At 68.9% G+C, this 20,807-nt stretch carries 15 protein-coding genes; 5 read left to right on the forward strand and 10 right to left on the reverse strand.

Annotation, left to right across the window (positions count from 1 at the left end):
- Nucleotides 1-1,297: 1,297 nt before the first annotated feature.
- The 10 genes from KIK06_RS14980 to KIK06_RS15025 all read right to left on the reverse strand — a co-directional run bounded on the left by KIK06_RS14980 (nucleotide 1,298) and on the right by KIK06_RS15025 (nucleotide 14,255).
- Complete coding sequence (locus KIK06_RS14980) at nucleotides 1,298-2,365, reverse strand: C40 family peptidase (RefSeq protein WP_268643616.1); 1,068 nt, start codon at nucleotides 2,363-2,365, stop codon at nucleotides 1,298-1,300.
- Complete coding sequence (locus tag KIK06_RS14985) at nucleotides 2,362-3,213, reverse strand: replication-relaxation family protein (protein WP_268643618.1); 852 nt, start codon at nucleotides 3,211-3,213, stop codon at nucleotides 2,362-2,364. The genes KIK06_RS14980 and KIK06_RS14985 overlap by 4 nt, the downstream gene beginning before the upstream one ends.
- Nucleotides 3,206-5,554: a type IV secretory system conjugative DNA transfer family protein gene (locus KIK06_RS14990; RefSeq protein WP_268643620.1), complete on the reverse strand. Its 2,349-nt coding sequence runs from the start codon at nucleotides 5,552-5,554 to the stop codon at nucleotides 3,206-3,208. Before KIK06_RS14990 ends, KIK06_RS14985 begins: the two co-directional genes overlap by 8 nt.
- Complete coding sequence (locus KIK06_RS14995; RefSeq protein ID WP_268643621.1) at nucleotides 5,554-7,395, reverse strand: VirB4 family type IV secretion system protein; 1,842 nt, start codon at nucleotides 7,393-7,395, stop codon at nucleotides 5,554-5,556. The genes KIK06_RS14990 and KIK06_RS14995 overlap by 1 nt, the downstream gene beginning before the upstream one ends.
- Nucleotides 7,395-8,366: a PrgI family protein gene (locus tag KIK06_RS15000; protein ID WP_268643622.1), complete on the reverse strand. Its 972-nt coding sequence runs from the start codon at nucleotides 8,364-8,366 to the stop codon at nucleotides 7,395-7,397. The genes KIK06_RS14995 and KIK06_RS15000 overlap by 1 nt, the downstream gene beginning before the upstream one ends.
- Nucleotides 8,367-8,390: 24 nt before the next feature.
- Nucleotides 8,391-10,109: a hypothetical protein gene (locus tag KIK06_RS15005; RefSeq protein WP_268643623.1), complete on the reverse strand. Its 1,719-nt coding sequence runs from the start codon at nucleotides 10,107-10,109 to the stop codon at nucleotides 8,391-8,393.
- Nucleotides 10,110-10,246: 137 nt separating this feature from the next.
- Nucleotides 10,247-10,681 (reverse strand): hypothetical protein, encoded by a 435-nt coding sequence (locus KIK06_RS15010; protein WP_268643624.1) that lies wholly within the window; start codon nucleotides 10,679-10,681, stop codon nucleotides 10,247-10,249.
- A gap of 84 nt (nucleotides 10,682-10,765) precedes the next feature.
- Nucleotides 10,766-11,590, reverse strand: coding sequence for a sigma-70 family RNA polymerase sigma factor (locus tag KIK06_RS15015; protein ID WP_268643625.1), 825 nt, complete (start codon nucleotides 11,588-11,590; stop codon nucleotides 10,766-10,768).
- 686 nt (nucleotides 11,591-12,276) lie between these two features.
- Complete coding sequence (locus tag KIK06_RS15020; RefSeq protein WP_268643626.1) at nucleotides 12,277-12,762, reverse strand: hypothetical protein; 486 nt, start codon at nucleotides 12,760-12,762, stop codon at nucleotides 12,277-12,279.
- A complete protein-coding gene (locus KIK06_RS15025; protein WP_268643627.1) occupies nucleotides 12,759-14,255 on the reverse strand; it encodes a helix-turn-helix domain-containing protein in 1,497 nt (498 codons plus the stop codon). The genes KIK06_RS15020 and KIK06_RS15025 overlap by 4 nt, the downstream gene beginning before the upstream one ends.
- A 111-nt stretch (nucleotides 14,256-14,366) precedes the next feature.
- On the opposite strand from KIK06_RS15025, the gene KIK06_RS29380 reads away from it, so the two are divergent.
- The 5 genes from KIK06_RS29380 (at nucleotide 14,367) to KIK06_RS15045 (ending at nucleotide 20,799) form a co-directional block, all read left to right on the forward strand.
- Nucleotides 14,367-14,912: an ATP-binding protein gene (locus tag KIK06_RS29380; RefSeq protein ID WP_442789773.1), complete on the forward strand. Its 546-nt coding sequence runs from the start codon at nucleotides 14,367-14,369 to the stop codon at nucleotides 14,910-14,912.
- Nucleotides 14,913-15,015: 103 nt separating this feature from the next.
- On the forward strand, nucleotides 15,016-16,224 hold the full coding sequence (gene fxlM / locus KIK06_RS15030) for a methyltransferase, FxLD system (RefSeq protein WP_268643628.1): 1,209 nt from the start codon (nucleotides 15,016-15,018) through the stop codon (nucleotides 16,222-16,224).
- 50 nt (nucleotides 16,225-16,274) lie between these two features.
- On the forward strand, nucleotides 16,275-16,430 hold the full coding sequence (locus KIK06_RS15035) for an FxLD family lanthipeptide (protein ID WP_268643629.1): 156 nt from the start codon (nucleotides 16,275-16,277) through the stop codon (nucleotides 16,428-16,430).
- Between the two features lie 71 nt (nucleotides 16,431-16,501).
- The gene (locus tag KIK06_RS15040; RefSeq protein ID WP_268643630.1) at nucleotides 16,502-19,525 is read left to right on the forward strand and encodes a lantibiotic dehydratase; all 3,024 of its coding nucleotides are present in this window, start codon (nucleotides 16,502-16,504) and stop codon (nucleotides 19,523-19,525) included.
- Nucleotides 19,522-20,799 (forward strand): lanthionine synthetase C family protein, encoded by a 1,278-nt coding sequence (locus KIK06_RS15045; RefSeq protein ID WP_268643631.1) that lies wholly within the window; start codon nucleotides 19,522-19,524, stop codon nucleotides 20,797-20,799. Before KIK06_RS15040 ends, KIK06_RS15045 begins: the two co-directional genes overlap by 4 nt.
- Nucleotides 20,800-20,807: the final 8 nt, after the last annotated feature.

The raw sequence follows: 20,807 nt of genomic DNA on the forward strand, positions 1-20,807 counted from the left end.
CCAACACCGCGCTTTCGATGAGTGACACTAACCACACTCAGAGTAACGACACAACCAGTTTTCGGGTACTCACAGTGACCAAAAATGTGAAGAGAACCACCGCGATCTGATGTCGCACGCCCTACCTGCGCAAACACGAAGGCGAGGCAAACGAAAGGGCCCGCCTCCAGCAAGGAGACGGGCCCGAATCACCGCTCGTTCGTCACGCCACGGGCGTGCGTTGCGCGTGCCATTGGCGAATCAGCCCCGCCAATTCGTCCCACTCGCCAGGAGTTCCCGAATCAGTACCTTGGTCACACGCACGAGGTGTGGACGCTGGCTGGAAAGAAGCTTGGGGAGACGTTCGTCGCCGTTCGGCGCGTTGGCGCTGTTCGTGCGCGACCAGATAGGGGCGCACCGCCCGCACTCCGTCGTCGTCCTCACACCACCCGAATTCCGGCAGCTCCACCACGGTGTCGGCCGAGGTTTCCGTCTCGCCCCGGGTGAACAGGTCCCACGCCCGATCCGCGTGAGTGCGCCGCGCCTCCTCGTAGTGCTTGGTCCACTCCGGTTCACGGTCCGGAAGTGAGGTCGGTGGACTCGCGGGTTCCGGTCGCGCGGGCGAAGGCGTCGTGCTGGTCAGCGGGGCTGGGCGTGACGGTGGTGCGGGTTTCCTTCCGGCGATCGTCGCGAGTACCGCGCCCACGGCCTGCCGCGCACGGCTGGCCCATCCTTGTCGGCGCCTGCGGTGCCGACCCGTACCATGGCTCATAGATCTTCCTCCTGCTGCTGTCAGGTGGTGGATCACGCCTCGGTCGGTGCTGCTATCACCGTCCGAGGCGGCTCTCTGTTTGGGTTGTCTTCTCGACGATGGCGTGCTCGTGTTTTGGGCCGGAGAGGTGTCAATGGCCCCGAATGTCGGCCGCCCCTCGGAGCTGCGCTTCCTCACCCCGCCCGACACGACGCGATCAGCTCTGCTATCTGGTGTCAGCCCCCGGCGAGGACAGGTCGAGGTGGGTGTTTCTCAAGCCGCATACAGGCATGGCGAATGACCCCATTTCAGGCATACAAATAAGACCGGATAATTAGGAATGGTCGTGTTCACCCGGGATGACCAGCGGGTTTGATGTTTCCCCATACTCGCGAGAAGTTTCAACCCGCTTGGTTCAGAAAAGTCATGGCACACGAAAAAAGATGGGCGCTCGACACCGCCGTCAGGTGTGAGGGACTCAGCCGTCCCGACAGACGTCCAACACGTCGTGGGCGCGGACACCCCCACGCAGGGGGTGTCCGCGCCCACAGCGGCGGTGGGGGGCTGTCAGCCCGGTCGGACGGCCGCCACGAACCGGGCACGGTAGTACTCGCCGTTGACCGGCTCGACCCGCACGAACCGTCCCGTTCCTGGGGCGTTGACCATCTGCCCGTCACCGACGTACATCGTCACGTGTGAGGGCGACCCACCGGGTGCTCCGGTGTCATAGAACAGCAGATCCCCCGGCCGCACCTCCTTGAGCCCGACGCGCCTTCCCGCGTGGACCTGGTCGGTGGTCACCCGCGGAAGGCCCACACCCGCCGCCTCCCACGCCCGCATCACCAACCCCGAGCAGTCGAACGTCCCCGGCCCCGTGCCACCCCACAGATACGGCTTACCGACCTGGGCCAAAGCCCACTCCACCGCGACCCGCCCCTGCGCGCTACTGGCCTCCGTCCCCGAACCGGGTGCTGAGGCCGAGTGGGCGGCCAGCTCGGCGTAGGCGTCGATATGCCCCCTCACCTCCTCCACGTAGGACGCCGAGCGGTTGTAGCGCAGCAGCGCCGCCTCGAGATCGTCCTCGTCACCGAAGTCCACGACCGTTGCGTGCGGGTTGCTGACGCACAGGTACACCGCCGCACTCCACGCCGCGTCGACGACGTTGTGCGGATCCGCGACGCCGTCACCGGTGGCGTCGAAACCATGGGACGCCCAGGTGGATGGGAGGAACTGCATCGGCCCCACCGCCCGGTCGAACTCCACATCCCCGTCCCACACCCCGCCGTCTCTGTCGGTGTGCGCCGTCGTGTTGCCCCCGGCCCCCGACCCGTCCAGACGAGGGCCGATGATCGGCGGGTGCACCCGCCCCTCCGAGGAGATCTTGTGTCCGGCCGCGTGGTTCGACTCAACCTTCCCGATCCCGGCCAGGACGGGCCACGTCATCCCCACACACCCCGGATACTCGACCTCCAACTGCCCCGCCGCTTGGGCGTAGGCGCCCAACACCACATCCGGGATCCCTTCCACTTGGCCGGGAACGGGAGCGGCCCGATGCTCGGTGTCCGACAGTGCGCCGATGAATACCGGCACCACCAGGAAGACCGCCCCCGCCGCACCCATCGCGAGTCGGATCACCCTCCTCCCTGCCCCTGCTCGGGGAGGGGGTGGCGGCGGGCGATGTCCACCAATCTCAACCGGTCTCCAGAACCCGAGGAGCCCACGACCCGCCACACCGCTTCTGCCGGTCCCTGCCCGGTGATCTGAGCATGAGTGGTCACATACACCCCGACCGTTTCGGAGACGTCCTGGGCCAGCGTCGTCTCCACGTGCTGGGCGCGCTGGTCGGAGTGGACCGCGAACAGCACGATCGAGGGCACCTCGCGGTGCCGTGCCAGGTTCGCGTACCCCACCATTTTGCGGCGGACCTTGGACAAAGGCTCGGTCCCGGTGTCGTACTCGAAAAAAGCGCGCAGGACGCTCTCCTCCTGGCGCCAGCGCACGTAGCCGTCCGGGCGAATGCGTGACCCCCACTGGCGCGCGCACTCGCGCTGGCCGTACCAGCGCACCAGCTTCCCTGGTCCCCGGCCGGCCTCGGCGAAACGCACGAAGCTCTCGGCCAGCCCCTCGATGTGCCCGAGCTGCCTGGAGTAGCCCAACCGCTCTGCTTGGTCGGAGTGGAAGTCCAGGTCGGATACCTGGACGTGGCGGTGGTAGGCCAGCAGCTCCGCCCCTGTGGGGGCGAGGATCCAGTGGTCGGGGAGTTTGCCTCGCGGCGTGTACCGGCGGAACCGGTCCAGTACCCCGTAGCGGTGCAGGAGCTGCAGACGCCGCCTGGCCCTCCGGGCGCACGCTTCGGGAAAGTGCACCCGGGTGATCTGATGGGTGGTAAGCGTCTGGTGGTCATGGACGTCGCCCACGATCGCCATGTCGCGTTCGGTCAGCCGGGTCATCAACGACACCAGCGTGTACCCGTGCTCAGTCATCCAGCAGCTCCTCACCGAACTCCTCCGACGAGGCGGCCTCGTCTGCCGTCTCCGCGCCATGACGGCGCGCGGCTTCACGGACCTGCGTCGCCCGACCCGGGATCGGGGGTGGGAGGGGGCGGGTGCGCACCGTCGCCGCCCCCTGTTCCTTCGCCTCCACCAGCGGGCGCACCGCCGCCTGGTAGGCGCCCAGGTTCGTCAGGTCGTAGTCCCCCAGCACCGGCAGCGTGTGCTGGCACAGGCTCGCGGCGTCGTCAGGGGAGGCGGTGAAGTAGACCTTCGTGCGCGCGTTCGCCGACACCGCCTTACGCAACTCGGCGGGGAGCTGTCCGAGCTCCTGGTGGGCGAGCGTCAGCCCGAGCCGGTAGCCGCGGGCCTCGGCCAGCATGTCCTCCAGCGACCCGGGCAGGTTCAGGAAGTTCTGGCACTCATCCACGTACGCGCACAGATCGCTGCGCCGGTGTTCGGGGGTGTAGATGCGTGCGGTGACCGCCTGCCACGTGGCCGCCAGCGCGAACGACCCGATCAGGCTCGAAGTGTCCTCACCCAGCCGTCCCTTCGGCAAGCGGAGCAGCACCAGGTGGCCGGTGTCGAACAGGGTCGGCAGGTCGATCGTCGACGGCCCCGACGCGACCACCTGGCGCACCCACCGGCGCAGCAGAGCCGTCCGCAACTTGTTGAGCACAGGCCCCGTGACCGCCGAGCGGGCGGACTCGGTCAGCGCCCCGTACCAGCCCCAGAAGTCGGCCAGGGCAGCGTCCACGCCGGACTTCTCGGAAACCAGCGTCATGACCTGCTTGCGCAGAGCGTCGTCAGCGAGCAGGCGCGGGATGTGCCCGAGAGTGAGGGTGGGATCCTTAGCCCTGGTCAGGGTGAGTGTGGCGGCGCGCAGGATGTCATCAGTGCGCGGCCCCCAGTAGTCGGAGTAGATGCGGCGGAAGATCCCCACCACCGTGTCCGAGACGAAGTCCGGGTCCCCGCCCTGCAGCAGGTTCAACCGGGGCGGCAGCGCCTTGTCGTCGGGGTCGAACAACACCACCCGGTCGATGGCGTGTTCGGGCAAACGGGCCAGGATGTCGGTGACCAGGTCCCCGCGCGGGTCGATCACCAGCCCGGCCCGCCCCGCCTCGGCGTCTTGGAGCACCATGTTCGCCAGCAGGGTGGACTTGCCCGACCCGGTCTTGCCGAGGATGTGGGTGTGCTGACGCGACTCGGCCACCCCCACCGCCACCGGACGGTCAATTCCGGCGTCGGCATCGCCGATCACCCTGGTGCCCTCACCTCCCCGCGGAATCGCGGGCGAGGGTGCGGCCGGTCGAGCCCCAGCACGGATCAATCCCGGGACCGTGCTGTCGGTGGGCAGGTGAGCCACCCCTGCCAGCTCGCTGCTGGTGAGCAAGAACCCATAACCCAGGAACCGGTTGGTCGCCCACCAGGCGGGCTTAAGCATGAAGCGGCGATCCAGGTGGTTAGCGCCGCCTGTGAACGCCGCGAAGCTCGACGCCACCCCATGCGCCCGCCCACGCAGCCGTTCCTTGGCGGCCTCACCCTGGTGGGTAGTGGTGAGGATGTAGGCGACATCGCACGCCAACCGAGGGCTGGACGCCTTCGTCAGGATCGCCCGCACATCATCCCCCGTGCCGGGCAGCAGTGGTGGGCGCGTGGTCCGGGCGCTGGTGGTGGGGTCGATCGCGTCCAGGGCCATCGCCCCGAGGCCGGGGTGGCCGTGCAGGCGAGCCGCCGCCTGGCGGGCCCGGGCCAGCCGCCATCCCGTCGCCGGGCGAGCGGTGATGCGCACCAAGGCGTACTCGCCCTCGGCCAGATCCTCCAACGCCCCCAGCAGAGGGCGGGCCGGGTCAGTGGTGAACTTCGTGCGCAGCGGGAACACCTCAGCCCGCCCCAACCTCAGGTGTCCGCCCGTGGTGTAGGCCCCCTCCGGGAGCGGGGATGCGTCGGGGGTGAGGTGGTGGGTGGAGGTGGTGGCGCCGGGCCAGGCCGAGCTGATCGCCCGCTCGACCGCGCCCGGTGGGACGGTCCCGGGCACCCACACCTGGAACCGCACCCCAGCAGCGGAGGCCACAACCTCCAGCGCGAGGTGGGGTTGGATCAGCCAGCGGGACCAGCGGGGCTTGAGCAAGCCCAGGGTGTGGTTCCAGAACTCCGTGGCGTTGTCCAACGTGGCCTGGGGCGGGGGCAGGATCTCCACCATCCGCGCATCCTTCGACAGGTAGCGGTGGCGGGCCCACCTCACCCCCAGCACCGCGGCGACCACCACCACACCGGCTATGGGGATCACGCCGAGGAGGAGGAAGAACCCTCCGCCCAGTAGGAAGTCGACCATCACGCCACCGCCCCGTCTTCGAACTCACCCGTCCCGCTGTCGGGGTGGGCGTCCCGGTGCTTGTTCTCCTCCCGCTCCTGTGCCGCGAGTGCGGCCAGTTCTGCGGGATCGGAGGTGATCAGCCGGTGCTCGGCCGGTGAGGCGATGGGGCCGAACCCCACCCGCTGGTGCCCGGCCACCAACAGCGCGCTGCCTCGTGCGGCGGTGGCGACCAGGTGGGACTCTCCCGCCGAGAGATGGAAGGTCTCACTCACCTGGTCGAGGTTCTGCGGGGCCTGTTTGAGCAGGATCTGGGTGGCGGCATTGGCCACGACCACCCGCCCCAGGTCGGTGCCGAGCACGTCCCCCACGTCCTGGGTGACCAGGGTCAACCCCGCCCAGTGCTTGCGTCCGGCCTTAGCGAGCCGGGCGAGGTAGCGGGCCGCGGCCGGATCCTGAAGCAGGAGCCAGGCTTCGTCCACCACGACCATGCGCGGCCCCGTGCGGGTGCTGGTGGTGACGTGTCGCCAGATCGCGTCCAACGCCAACAACACCCCCACCGCGCGAACCTCGTCGGGTAGCTCCTTGAGGGAGACCACGGTCAGATGCCCGTCCACCTGGCCGGTGGAGGGCCCGTTGAACAGGGCCGCGTGCGACCCGTGAACGAAGGGATCCAACCGGTCCGCCACCTGCCCAGCGGCCTGTCCGAGCTCATCTGCCGCACCGGGGGCGGTCGCGACCTCCTCCAGCGCCGCGGACAGGTCAGCGAGCACGGGCGCGGGCCGTGTCCAGGTGGTGGTGTCACGGGTGATCCCGGCCTCGGCGTAGGCGGTGATGATCGCCCGATCCAGCACCGCCTTCTCCACCGGGGAGAGTTCGCCGACCATCGCGGTGATCAGGGTGTGCAGGAACAGCGCCCGGTTCGTGAAACCCTGCGCGTCGGCCTCAACGGGTGGGAGGGCGAAGGGGTTCAACCGGTCTTCCTCCACCCCCAACCGGAGGGTGGTGCCGCCGACCGCTTCGGCCAGACGGCAGTACTCGCCTTCGGGATCGATGACCGCGACCTGCACCCCCACCAACAGCGACCGCAGGACCTCGAGCTTGGCCAGGTAGGACTTGCCAGCCCCGGAGCGGGCGAGGATCACGCTGTTGTGGTTGTCCAACCCTCCGCTGAACCGGTCCCAGGCCACGACGCCGGAGGAGTGGGTGTTGGTGCCGTAGACCACCGTCGTCTCGCCCAGGTCCGCGACCAGCTCCGGTGAGGTGAACGGCAACAACGTGGCGACGGCGTCGGTGTCCATCGACCGGCCCATCCCCAGCGCATCGGTTCCGAGCGGGAGGGTGGAGATCCACCCCTGCAGGGAGCGGAACGTCGCCGGGACCGCGTCCACCAACAACGAGGCGCACAACGCGTGCACCTGCCCGAGTTCGGCCTCCAACGCCTCCAGGGTGGGGGCGTGCACGGTCACATACACCGCCACCTGGAACAACCGGCCCTGGCCGGTCGCGATACGGTCGGCGATCTCAGCGGCGTCCATCGCCGCCGCCACCTGGCGCGGATCCTCCACCCGCCCCTGGGAGGCGCTGGTGCGGTGCGCCGACTCCAACCGCGCCCGCCGCTTCCGCAACCGGGTCGCGGCCGTCGACGCCGGGACCGGAACCAGGTGGAAGGCGATGTCGAGCTGCCCGGGGTAGGTGAGCAGCGGCTCGGCCCACCCCACGCTCACCTGGCGCGGGAACCCGACCACCGCCAGGGTCTGGCAGACACCTCCCTCGACCTGAAGGTGGCGTGCCCCCACGTGGACGGCGGGCCCTCCCAGTGCCGGTGACCCGGATCGTGTCCAGGGCTTGTGGAGTCCCATCAACGTTCCCCTCCCTCTCGTTCGTGTGCGTGTTCGTCGCGGATGTCGGTGTCCGAACGCGCATCGGCACCCGGATCGGAATCGGTGACGGTCTGACCAGGGGCGGCCATCGCTTGGCGCAGGAGCTGCTCCGCCTCGACGCCTCCCAGGACGTAGGTGCGGATACCGAGAGTCGCGAGCCGATCAGCGGTGTCCTGTGCGGTGCGTCGCAGAGCCGCCCCCGCCCGGTGGGCGGGGCCGGTGGCGGTGACCACGACCACCACCTGCTGATGCGACAGCTCATGAGTGCGGGCCAGCTCGTCCAGGAAGTCGGCGTGCGCCACCGCGGCCTCGGCCAATGCCCGATGCGGCAGATGGCTGGTGTTGTCGCGAACCATCGCCGTGAAGGACGACAGGTCCGCCTTGCGCCGCTGCACCAGGACCTGCACCGGCTCGGACAGCGCGTCCACCACCCCGGCGAAAGCGGCCAGGGTCTGGTCCTGTTCACGCCCCGAGGCGAGCTGGAAGGGCAGCGTGGTGCAGAAGATCATCACCGCGCACCGCCCACCCAGATCGATCACCCCCTCCGGGGTGATCGCGGAGGCCGGAAGCCGGAGCGGCGCCAAACGGGGTGCGCGGGCCAGTCGGGGCACCCATCGCGGCAACTGTGGAATCTCCCCCGACGGTGCGCCCACCAGATGCTTCGGCGACCGCGCCCATGCCAGCGCGCTGGCCGCGACCCGCTCCAACCCTCGACCGTCGCGCTCACCCAGGGCGACCGCGATGGCTACCCCCAGGACGGGGGCCAAGGCCAGGGCGAAGACCCACAGCGGCACTGTCTCGCGCAGGAGCAGGTAGGCGCCCCATGCCCCCACGAGGACGGGGGCGATGATCAGGCACTGACGGGCGGTCAGGTTGAACAGGACGGGTTCAGCTCGGTCGATGTCGGCGGGGATACGCCCCTGCCACGACGACGGCTCCTCAGAAACCACGCCACTTCCTTCCTTCTCGGACGATCACTGCGCGTCCCGCTTGGGGCGTGGGAACAGCCCGTACTGCTTCCACCTGCGTTTGGGGTTGGGAAACAGGGGCCGCTGCCCCTTGACGTGCGCGGGCCGCCTCGGCTCACGCTGCTGCCTGACCCACACATCGGCGACCCGTTCCGGGGCACGCCGCCCGGGCACCCGCACCGGCGGCGGGGTCGGCAGCACCCCCTGGCGCCATCGGCGTTGAGGAGGTGCTCCCGCTGCTGACGGCCCCGCCTGCGGCGAAGCCGGGCTGCGGAACAGCACCTGCTGCCCCGTCCGGGGTGACCCCGGCATGCGCCCCTCGACCAGAGCCCGGCGCGGCGGGGCGGGCGTCCCCACACGGGGGTCGGGAACCGGTGGGAGAGCACGCGGTCCCGGCAGGCCCGCTGGTCCGGGTGGTCCACCGTGGGGGCGGGGCCCGGACGAACCTCCGCCTGGCCCAGGGAGGGCAGGTCGGGGGCCGGGAAGAGCGCCGATGGGTTCAGGTGGGTCGTGTCGGGGCCGGTACCACCACGCCTGCGAGTGCAACGGCTGCACACCCTTGGGCGGGCCCGGGGTGTAGCGGGGCAGTTTCCTGCCCGGGGTGCGGCCCGGCCAGCCCAGGTGGGGCCATTTCAGTCCGAGGTTGAGCCCATGGGTGAACACCCCGGGCATGCGCAGGTTGCCCAGAGACCGGAAGGCCAGCATCCACGCCAGGTTCCGCACCAGGGCGGCGATCGGTGAACTCCCCGGATGGGTCGGCTCCCAGATCAGCTTCTTCACCCAGGCCGGGATCCGGATCTGCGTATACAGCAACACCAGAAGCAGCATGATCTGCAGCAGCCAGTCCGCACCGCCGACGTCGTCGGCACTGTCGGTGGTGGGGTTCAGGGCGCCGAAGAGGGTCATCTGCCCTTCGAAGAAGAGCCGCATCATCGTGATGAACACCAATGACTGGGCGATCGGGATCGCGCACAGCCCCGCCATCAACTTCCACCACAGCTCGGCGATCCGGTTGGTCTGCGGCAGCGCATGAAACATCAGGAGCACCGGTGCGGCGATCACCAGCACGATGACGGTGCAGATACGCACCGCCTCGGTGACCATCCACACCACCAGCAGCACCACCGCGACCACCAGAAGCAGGATGGTGAAGACCACCGCTTCGGCCAGCAGCGCATCGAGGCGGTCCCGGAAGTTGACCGCCGCTTCGCGGGCGTTGATGCCATCAGCGCCGATGGCCGCCGCCACACCGTTGGACAAGCGCACGATCTCCGTGGACACCCACAACGACAGATTCGAGGCGACGAACGCGAACACGATGCGGGGCAGGATCTCCCCGACCGAGTAGCGGTCCTGGAAGGTGCGGTAGCCCATGACCACCAGACCGCCCGCCACCACCACCAAAACGAACAACACGTTCGCGGTGACCAGGATCCCGGCGTGCAGGGCCTTCATGCCCTCACTCGGCAGCGGGGTGTGGAACGCCTTTTCTGCGAGCCACCCCAGGGCGGGGTTCAACCCGGAGATGACGAAGTCGGCGAACCAGTTGGACACATGACAGCCCGGATCGACCAGGCCGCAGTCGAACACGTCCCCGTCGGTGTCCAGCTCCACCGCATCCTCAGCCGGATCCCGCCCGCGCAGGGGCGGTTCGCCCTCGCGCGGGTCCTCCGGGGGTGGGAGCGGATCATCGGTGATCTCCCGCTCTTGTGCGGGCTCCTGCACCGGTTCGTTCTCCGGTTGCGGGTTTGGCTCCACGTCCTGCGGTGGCGGCAGTGGGTCATCCGAAGGGGGAGGCAACGGCTCGTCCGCGGGTAGAACCGGGCCGGACGGGGCCTGCCGCCTCCACCACTCTGCGGGGCTCACTCGCCGCCCCCGCCCACGGCCACGATCCAGTTCAGGACGTCCATCAACACGGTCGCCAGGACCGCGATCCCGTACCCGATCGCCGCCCCCGACAGGGCGCGCTTGGCCCCATCGATCTGCCCCGGTTCACCGTTGGCGACCAGCCACCGCACCCCCGCGATCGACAAAAACAAGGTGCCAAGCGCCGACGCGAGGGCGATGAGCACCAACCGCACCCGATCCACAACCTGACGCAGCTCGGCGGTCGACTGCCCCGCCCCCGTAGCCTCACCCCCACCTTCACCAGCGTTCTCGGTGTCGGTGGCCCACGCCCACGAGGCGTCCTCTCCCACCATCACCCACCACACGGCCACCCCAACGGCGGCCAGTGCCACCGCCGCCCACCGCCACTGGATGCTGCGCTGCGGTGTGTGCGCACCCCTCGTCCTCACCCGGCCTCCTTGGACGTCGCTCCCTGGCGGGGAACCAGAACCCCGCCGGTGTTGCGGCGGGGTCTGGTTCCCGAAATCAACCTCCTAGGAAGCCACCGGCCAGGGCCGATGCGACAACGGGCGCCCGGATTTCATCGGCACGACCTCGGCGGGCGGCGTCCGGTCGACGCCAGCGGTGTCCACGAGCGCGTCACCGATGGCGACCTGGCCCGTGCGTATGGCTGTGATCAGGCGTTCCTCGGCGCGCTCGCGTCGCTTCGCGCACGCCTTGTAGGACACGCCCAGCTCGTCAGCCACCCGGGCCAACGACACCCTCTCCAGCCGGGTGCGGGCGATCAGTCGGGCCTGGGCCGCCGAGAGCACCCCCACCCGGACCGCGGCGACCAGCAACAGGTCGGGGTTGCCCGCCACGGCACCCCGGCAGGTGGCCTGCTGGCCCGCAGCTCCGGCCGGAGTCGGCGCGTCCAGCTCGCGTTTGCGTGCCGAGAGCGCGCTCCGGTAAGCGGGACGGGTCAGGTACCAGACCAGGCGGGCGTAGTCGGTGTTGATGGTGCGCACCTGGCGGATGGTCTCGGCCAGGATCGCCGACTCCACCTCGGCGGCGGACCCCCGGGACAGGCCTCGGCAGGCGCGTCGGGCGGCGTTCCTCAGCGCGGGCATGCACAGCCCAAGAGCGCCCACCATCCAGTCCTGGGAGTGCCGTGCGGCGCGGATGGTGTGCCGCCACACCTCATCGCGCACCGCGTAGGGGGTGTCCTCGCCCATCAGGACGTCACGGAGTTCGTACAGCGAATAGGTGCGGTCCTCAAGCCAGGGATGGATTTGGCTTCCGGGCAGGGTTAGGTGGGTGGGTGCCAGGTGAACGAAGCGGGTCTCAACGACCGCCAGCGGTGATGGCGCAAAGGCCACGGGTGCCTCCTCGAATCGCAACGAGAAACGACACCCGCATCAAAACAAACGCGATTCTCAGCAGACACTCAGAATGTGATCACCGAACGCTCAGCCCATACTCATGAGGAACTCACCAAGGCAAAGAAACAGTAAAGTTCGGGGGTTGAGCAGCAGCCAGATCCACAAGCCTTCACCCCTGCGGACCTCTCGCTCACTCATGATGACCTGCATAGACGTCAAGGTGAGCAGTCCGCGAGCATCCTCTCAGGCGACCCTCACCCACACCGCTCGACAGGCCGGGGAAGATTCTTTCGACACGCGCGACGGAGAGCCCGGTGAGGTGTTTTTCATCCCGCGACTTCGGGATGCCGCTCCCGTACTCATGATCTACTCACATCGTCGTCATTCTGTGCTCACTCATGAGGTGTGGGTAGCGTGATTTGCCACAATACGGCGGCAAACCCACCGAGGCGGGTGTCTGCCCACCGAACCGAGGCAGGATCAAACACGGGGTTCTTCCCGAACTCGTTCTTCTGTTCAGCAGTAAGGCAAGGTCGGGGCGCTCACCTTTGTGAGTGAAACGTTTTCCTTCCGTGGCCGACCGTGTGGCGTACTTCGAGCAGCATTGCCGGTCAATGACCTTGACGAGCACTGGCCCGAACACGGACGAGGTTCGGGCCTTCTGCTGCACGCGACTCTTCGGTCTACTTCTCCCGCGCCGTCCCCGAGGGCCAGATCACGTCCACTGGCACCCCACGGTCGCGCGCGGCCTCAACGGCGTCCCCCGTGCCGCCCTTACCGTCGGAGGGCTTGCCGTCCCAGACCGCGAAGAGCCGGTCGATTCCGCCGAGGACAGTCTCGTTGGCGTCCTCGTAAGCAGCCCGTCCAGCGGTCTTGTGCGGCATGTAGCGCACGAGCGTGGAGCGCATCAACAGATCGTCGAACTGGTCCAGGTTATGCGGCTTGACCTTCGTCTCCCGGTAGTCGACGGAGGGCAGGACGACTTCGAGCTGTCCACCGGCGGCGAGCACGGCCAGGGCGAAGAGCTGGTCCGCCCCGCGAGCCAGGCAGGAGACACCAACAAGGGTGTCATCGGCGTAGGAGGCCAAGGCGTCGTCCAGGGCCTTCTGTACCAGAGGGACGCTGTCGGCCGTCAGGTTCGAGTGACCGGTGATCCCGATGCGTGTCATGCCAACTCCTTCGCGTTCGCCTGTTCGGCCAGCAGCGTAGTGGAGAGCTCTGCACGGGTCGCGGCCACGGAGGGTTCGCGGTGGAAGGCGGCGGCTTCCCGGTACCAGTCGTGGAGGCGTCGTCGCACGCGTCCGGAACCGAGGTCGCGTTCGAGGTCGGCGGCCCGGTTGATGACCCGAGCGGCCTCCTCCGGCTCTCCGAGGACGAGGTAGGTACGGCCCAGGCCGATCAAGTCGAACGCCCTGTTCCTCCGTTTGGCTGGGGCGCGCAACCGGAGGGCCTGATTGATGTAGGTAGCCGACGCCTGCGCGTACCGGTGTCGGGTGGCCTTGTCGTCCTGGGTCAGGGCGAGGTCCCGGTAGCGGGCGCCGACGACCCCCGCGAGTTCGGCGTGGTCGAAGTTGCGCGCCCAGGCCGGAAGCTGCTGGGCGGCTGCGTCGCTGAGAAGGTCTTCGGCTTGGGCGACCGATCGGGTGTAGGCCGCGGTGCGCCCCATATTGGCGTAGGACCAGCCCTCCCGGGTGCGTAGCAGAGAGAGAACCGGCAACGGTGCGTTGTGCGTTTGGGCGCTGTCGAGGGCAATCCGGGAGATGTCGAGGGCGTCCTGGGGGTTGTGGGTGTCGAGCATCTGCCGGGCCATGTCGGCGAGGACCCCGACGCCGTACAACCGGTGCTCGGGGCCTGCTTGGTGGACAGCTCGTAGCGCGATCGTGTAATAGCGCTGCGCGGTTGGGTGGTCTCCGGCGTCGTAGGACATCGACGCAGCGATCTTCGACAGTTCGGCCATGACGACGAACAGCCGTTCCTGCACCGGGGCCGGTTGTCCAGTCTCGGCTAGTTCGGAGACTTCGGAGAGTTGACCGACAACGGCCTTGCGGCGAATACCCAGGCGCCATCGGTCGTCCCAGTGCCGGAGTGCGGCGGTGGCGGCCTCGATCCGCTGGAGCTCCGCTTCCCCGAGTGAACCACGCCTGTGGTCGAGGATTCCGGATGTCGGCAGCAGCCAGTGTTCCAAGGTTTCGGTGAGCGCTGTGCCGATGACGAGCGTGCCACCAACGGCCAGGGCCTCTCTACGTTTCATCAGGTCCTTCAGCGTGATCTCGGCGATGTCGTCAACAGTCCTGGACGCTGACCATAGATCACCCGAATCCGCAGGTGGAGAACCGGATGGGGAGTTGCCTCCGGGGTATACGCCGTGTGCATCGGCAAGGCCGAGCAGCCTGCGGCTCTCGTTGGGCATGCCGAGGCCGTCCGCCAAGCGCTGCCAGCTCCGGAGCGCCGTGACCTGTTGCCGCCCCGCCATGATCCGGCTGACGTGCGGTTGCGCGAGGTCGACGGCGGCGCCGATCGTCTGCTGGCTCGCGCCGCAGTACTGGCGGACGAGTCGGAACAGGGCCCCGGCGTCGTGGTCTTTCAGGGCGTGCACGACGTCGGTGCGGGACCAGAAGGTCAAGGGGACGGACAGGCGCTGCTGGGGCTGGGGGGCACTCATTCCATACCGCCTGTGTATATCGCTGCGGGATTCCTTGTGTGCTGGGTCACGACGTTACATCGCGGTGAGACTTCCCGTCCTGGGAAACAACCGTCCTGCCGAGGTGAAGAGATGGCGATCGTTCTCGCCCAGCCGTGCACACCGGTCCCGCTGCCACGGCGCATCCTGCCCACCAGGCCCGGAGGGTGCGCGGTGGAGTACGGGTCTGACCCGCGTCTTCTGAAACAGGCCCGGCGATGGGCGTGGACAGCCAGTCGGCTTCCCCGAGACCAAGCGGACCCGGTCGTGAGCATCGTGGACGAGCTGTTCTCGAACTCCTTGCGTCACACCGCCTCCGGACTGTCCCACGGCACGACCTGGTTGGAGATAGCCCCCTATGCCGACCGGATATATATCGCGGTCACCGACAGGGGAACGCCACCAGGATGTCCCTCCGGGGAGCCGCGTCTGCTCACGGCCGACGACGACGGGGTTCCCTCGGGGTTCGGTCTGCACCTCGTCGACAGGTTGGCTGTCGCGTGGGGGTGGTTCGGGGGTTCGCAGTGCCACACGGTGTGGGCCGAGGTCGTGCGACCAGCCACTGGCCAGAAGACGCTTTGCGTGGCGGAAGCTCGCAGGCTCACGCAAGCGAGGGGCCGACGCAAAGAGAACCTCTAAGGATTCGGCCGCACCCATGAGGTCGAACACGGCCACCAACCCGCACCCCGATACCTGCACTGCTACGTTCAGCCACCATCCGAACACGATCGAGAGGATTTCTGTGCCTGACGACAAGGCCCACGAACTGCGCGCGGAGATGGTCGACACTCTGCTTCGCCTTCAGCAGGAGTGGGGAATGCCCCCCATCTCCCCCCAGGTCGAAGCCGTGCTGCGGAAGGTCCCTCGCCATGAGTTCGTGCCTGAGAAGTCGCTGAAGGACGCCTACGCGACCGACTACGCGATACCCGTCAAGAGCACCGAGGGCGGGCTGATCACCAGCTCGATGTCGGCGGTACGGGTGCAAGCGATGATGCTCGATCAGGCCGGTCTCGAACCCGGTATGCGGGTGCTGGAGATCGGCAGCGGCGGCTATAACGCCGCGCTGATCGCCGAGCTGGTCGGCCCCGAAGGCAAGGTGACCACCATTGACATCGACCCCGACGTCACCGACCGTGCCCGCCGCTACCTCGACGCCACCGGATACAAGGACGTGCGGGTGGTGACCGGTGACGCCGAGTACGGGGGCCAGGAGTTCGCCCCCTACGACCGGATCCTCGTCACCGTGCGGGCCTGGGACCTGCCCCCAGCATGGATCACCCAACTGACCGGGAACGGCCGCTTGGTCACCCCGATGCGGCTGCGCGGTGTGAACCGCACCGTCGGACTCGACCGCGTCGGTTCCCACCTGGTCAGCCGCCCCGATCACCACCTCGTGGTGTTCGTGCCCATGCAGGGCGCCGGAGCACACGAGGAACGCGGCATCCCCGTACAGGGGGACGACATCGCCCTGTACGACACAGAGGAGCCCGTGAACGTCGCGGCGCTGGCTGAGGCCCTGCACGGCCCACGCAAGGAGTTCTGGCCGGGGATCGAATTCACTCACCCCGACCGGATGCACCTGTGGGCAGCGATCCACGTCGACCGGTACGCCATGCTGCACGTGGCTGGCGACGTTCTCGACCATGGTCCCGCCGGGCCAGTAGCCCGGCAACCGGTCCCGGTGGTGCTCGGCGACGACGGAAGCGTGGCCGTTCGGGTCAAGCGCGAACTGGGTGATGGCCGGTTCGAGGTCGGGGTGTACGCCTACGGCCCCCACGGCGAGGACGCCGCCCAGGACTACATCGACATCCTCCGCGCTTGGGATCGCCGTAAGGATCCCCTGGCGCGTATCGAGGTCTGGCCAGCCGGTACGCCCGACGCCGACCTCCCCACAGACCGGGTCCGGGTCTTGGACAAACCGCACACGCGCACTGTCCTGTCCTGGCCCTGAACACACCCCGCCTCCCGGGGTGTGCCCCTCTATCCGAAAGGAAGGCAACCATGCGGACACCGCAGGAACACCACCAGGTCGACGCGGACGGGTTCGACCTGGACGTCGAGGTCGTCGAGGGCGGCCCCAAGCTGGACGACCTGCTCAACCTGACCGGTGATGGCTGTGGCACCACGTGTCAGAGCGCCTGCACCTCCTGCCCGTAGCCGTGACACACCACCCACCACTGAGCCCGGTGCCGCCGCCAGCGGCGCCGGGCCGCGCCTAAGGAGTGCTCGTGCAACCCCGATTCACCGCACACCGGACAGGGCTGGTGCGCGCCTCCACGCTCCGCAGCGCCCGAGACCTTCCCCGGTGGCCCGAGGCCCCCGCCGACAGTCCCGATCACCGCAGTGAGTGGATCGCGTGGTTGCGGCAGGTGCGTGACCATCCGGTGGTGGGTCCAGCGATTCGTGAGGCCAGCCCCGCCCTCGTCCAGCGGCTTGACCAGATCTGCGGCGAAGGCGGCCACGGTCGCGACATCGCGCGGGTGTCCCGCTCGTGTGCCCGGTATGTGCTGCGTTCCCAGAGCCGGGCCACACCGTTCGGTCTGTTCGCCGGGGTCGCCCCGATGGCGTTCACCTCCACCGTGTCCGGGGGAATCGGCGATGACCACCGGCCTGTGGCACGGGTGAACGCCACCTGGATCGATGCGGCCGTCTCCCGTCTGGAGTCCTGCGCAGCGGAGTTCACCTCCCGCCTGACAGTGGTCGTCAACGACCTGGCCGTGGTCCGGGACGGGCGTGTCATCGTCGAACACCGCCCGCGTTCGGGTGCTGACCGCGGCACATGCTCGTCGCTGCGTCTGACCGCACCGCTGCGTCTCGTCATGGGGCTGGCCTCCAATCCCATCCCACGATCAGAGGTGGAAGCCGTGCTGGCCACAGCGTTCCCGGGCCGGGAAGATGCGGCCCGCACCATGGTCGACACACTCGTGGACCACCGTGTGTTGTTGACCTGTCTGCGCCCGCCCATGTACACCCCGGACCCCTTGGAGCACCTCATCGGAGCGATGCGGGATGCCGATGCCGACCGGTATCCGCAGGCCGCAACGATCCTCGCCCGCCTGGACGACGCCCACCAAGCCCTGTGCGACCACGACGACGCGCCCACCACCAACGGCCGCGCGGCCGCCGCCGGGCGAGCACACGAGGCGTTGGCGAAGGTGACGCCCGAAGCCGCCTCGGCCGTCGTCGACCTGCGCTTGGACAGCGATCTGACCCTGCCGCGCACCGTCGCGTGGCAGATGCAGGGCGCCGCTGCGGTCCTCGCTCGCCTGGCCCCCGAGCCGCGAGGCACCGCCGTATGGCGCGACTACCACCGCCGTTTCCGTGAACGGTACGGGGTCGGCGCGAGGGTGCCTGTGGCCGAGCTGACCGACCCCGACCGCGGGCTCGGCCTGCCCGCCGGGTTCTACGGCTCCCGGCTGCCATCGCCGCCCGCCGAAGCGGTGTCCGACCGCGACATCGCCCTGCTCGATCTGGCCCAACGCGCCGCCTCGGGAGGTGAGAACGAGGTCGTGGTGGACGAGGCCGTCCTGGACCGCCTCGGCTCCCTGCCCGAGGCGGTGTGGCCGCACACCGAGTTGCGGGGGCGCGTTCACGCCACCAGCCGAGAAGCACTCACCAATGGCGAGTTCCGCATCGTGGTCGCCGGAGTGTCCCGTGCGGCGGGCACCACCGTCGGCCGCTTCCTCGACCTGCTCCCACCGGCCGACCGGGACGACCTGACCAACCTCTACCGGCGTCTACCCACCCTGAGGCGGAATGCGATCACCGCTCAGCTCACCTGCCCCACGAGGTCCGGGCGCGGAGACCAGATCTCACGCACCCCCCGTGTGCTGGAGACCACACTGGCCCTGGGACAACACCATCCGTCAGAACCGGACGCCCTACGCCTGGACGAGCTCGCCGTCACCGCCGACGCACGGCACCTGCATCTGATCTCGACTCGCCACGATCGACCCGTGGAACCGGTGGTGTTCAACGCGATCGAGTTCACCCGCGCTGCCAACCCACTGCTGCGGTTCCTCGCCGAACTGTCCTACGCGCGTGCCACCGTGTCCCTTCCCTTCTCCTGGGGAGCCGCCGGTCATCTACCGTTCCTGCCCCGGGTGCTATGGCAGCAGTGCGTCTTGGCCCCCGCCCGTTGGCGGCTGGACGCCTGCGACCTTCCCAACCCCCGAGCGTCGTGGCGTGAGTGGACCGACCACCTGAACCGGTGGCGCACCACTCACCGCGTACCACCCCAGGTGGAATTCGGGGACAACGACCAACGCCTCCACCTCGACCTGCACCAGCCCGCACACCAAGACCTGGTGCGCACCACGCTGAACCGCAACAGCCAGGTGTTCCTGCGTGAAGCCCCCACCAGCCAAGACCTGGCATGGATCGGGGGCCGTGCCCACGAGATCGTCACCACCCTGACCGCGGAACTGCCCCAGATCCCGGTTCGATCCCGCCCCGGCTCGGCCCACCCCCGCGCTGCCGAGCACCTGCCCGGCGGCCCCGGCTGGTGCTCGGTGAAGCTGTACGGCCACCCCGACCGCACCACCCACCTAATCACCGACGAACTCCCGCGCCTGGCCGGTGCCGGGGCACCCGAAGCGTGGTTCCTGCGCTACCACGACCCCGACCCCCACCTACGCCTCCGGATTCGGATCGATGGCCCCGACCAGCTCCGGGTCGTGCACTCCTGGACACGCGACCTCCGTGAGCGGGGCATGGTCGCCGCCGTCGTTCACGACACCTACACCCCCGAGGCCGGCAGGTTCGGGCCCGGCGCCGCGATGGCCGCTGCCGAGGCGTTGTTCGTCGCTGACTCTCGCGCCGTGGCGGCTCAGCTCTCCACCACCCCAGACGAGACCGGCACGCGGGTGTGGGCGGCTGTGAGTATGACCGACCTCGCTCACCACGTTCTCGGGGACGAGCCCGCCGCCCGTACCTGGCTCATCGCCCACGCGCCTCCGGGCACCACCGACCGGGCCGAAGCCGTGCGGACGATTACGCTCACCAACCCCAACCTGGAGGGTCATCCCACGCTGATCCAGGACGTCTGGCGTCAACGCACTGAAGCCGTACACGCCTACGCAAAGGCCCTCATCGACCTTGGCCTCACCGCTGAGGACGTGCTACCGGACCTGCTCCACCTCCACTCGACACGCCTGTTCGGCCCCGACCCCGACGCCGAGCGGTCGTGTCTGGCGCTGGCACGGGCCGCCGCCCTGAGTTGGAACGCCCGCATCAAGGAGACCGCTCCGTGAACGACACCATGACCGCTGTCCAGGCAGCCACCACGGCGGAGCGGGCGCACGCCGCCGCCCAGACGATCCTGGACAGCCTCGCCGACCCTGACCGGGTGCAGTTCTCGGCGGCGGCTTCGCCGCTACGGACCCGTCCCGCCTCGGTGGGCGGCGGGGCCGCGGGGGTGGCTCTGGCTCACATCGAAGCCGCGCGCGCTGGCCACGGATCATGGGACACCCCCCGAACCTGGCTCACCCGTGCACTGTCCGTGCCGGTGAACGGCGGGGACACCGCCACCCTGTGGTCCGGCGCCCCTGCCTTGGGCCTGGTCGCCACCATCGCCGCGACCTCACCCACCCACCTGACCACCGCACGCAAACGCCTCGACGAGGCCACCGCGCGCCTCACTCAGCACCGGTTGAAGCAAGCGCACACACGGATCAACCGCGGCGAGGGCCCGCCCCTGGCCGAGTTCGACCTCATCCAGGGCCTGGCCGGGCTGGCGGTGTACCACCTGCACAGCCACCCCGACACTGAGATCACCCGGCAGGTGCTCGCCTACCTCGTCCGCCTGTCTCTGCCGCTACCCGAAAGTCCCGACCAACCTCCTGGCTGGTGGACCGAACAATCCCCCCACAGCCGCGTCGAACCGCAGTTCCCCGGCGGCCACCTCAACATGGGCATGGCCCACGGCATCGCCGCCCCGTTGGCAGTACTGTCGCTGGCGGCACTGCGAGGAGTCACTGTCGACGGGCATGTCGAGGCGATCGAACGGATCTGCTCAGTTCTCGACACCTGCCGTCATACCGGTCCCGCGGGGGTGTGGTGGCCCTATTACCTCACCCCCGAACGATGGAGCAGCGGCCCGAGCACCAACGCCTCTGTTACCGGTCAGAGGCCCTCCTGGTGCTACGGCACCGCCGGTCTGGCCCGAGCCCAACAACTCGCCGGGCTCGCCCTGGGCGACGACGACCGACGAGTCATAGCTGAACAGGCGATGGCCGACTGCCTGCGCGACGACGACCAGCTCAACACCCTCACCGAACTCGGGCTGTGCCACGGGTGGGCCGGGCTCTTGCACTGCGCCTGGCGCATCAACGACGACGCTCCCGACACGCCCCTGACGGCGGACCTGGACCGGATCGCCGCCTGCCTCCTCACGCGGCTGGAGCTCGACAACGGCCAGGACCCGGAGTTCCTCGACGGCCGCGCCGGGATCGCGCTGGCCCTGCACACCTACGCCAACGGCGTCGCCCCTGGTGTGCCGTGGGACGCCTGCCTCGCCCTGGCCTGACACCCCCT

The organism is Nocardiopsis sp. EMB25, assembly GCF_026797795.1.
GTDB classification, from domain to species: Bacteria; Actinomycetota; Actinomycetes; order Streptosporangiales; family Streptosporangiaceae; genus Nocardiopsis; species Nocardiopsis lucentensis.

Bases quoted from the DNA above. Each gene is read 5' to 3' on its own strand.
- KIK06_RS14985 (WP_268643618.1), bottom strand. From the start codon at position 3,213: ATGACTGAGCACGGGTACACGCTGGTGTCGTTGATGACCCGGCTGACC.
- KIK06_RS15025 (WP_268643627.1), bottom strand. From the start codon at position 14,255: ATGAGTGCCCCCCAGCCCCAGCAGCGCCTGTCCGTCCCCTTGACCTTC.
- KIK06_RS15035 (WP_268643629.1), top strand. From the start codon at position 16,275: ATGCGGACACCGCAGGAACACCACCAGGTCGACGCGGACGGGTTCGAC.
- KIK06_RS29380 (WP_442789773.1), top strand. From the start codon at position 14,367: ATGGCGATCGTTCTCGCCCAGCCGTGCACACCGGTCCCGCTGCCACGG.
- KIK06_RS14995 (WP_268643621.1), bottom strand. From the start codon at position 7,395: ATGGGACTCCACAAGCCCTGGACACGATCCGGGTCACCGGCACTGGGA.
- KIK06_RS15020 (WP_268643626.1), bottom strand. From the start codon at position 12,762: ATGACACGCATCGGGATCACCGGTCACTCGAACCTGACGGCCGACAGC.
- KIK06_RS14990 (WP_268643620.1), bottom strand. From the start codon at position 5,554: ATGGTCGACTTCCTACTGGGCGGAGGGTTCTTCCTCCTCCTCGGCGTG.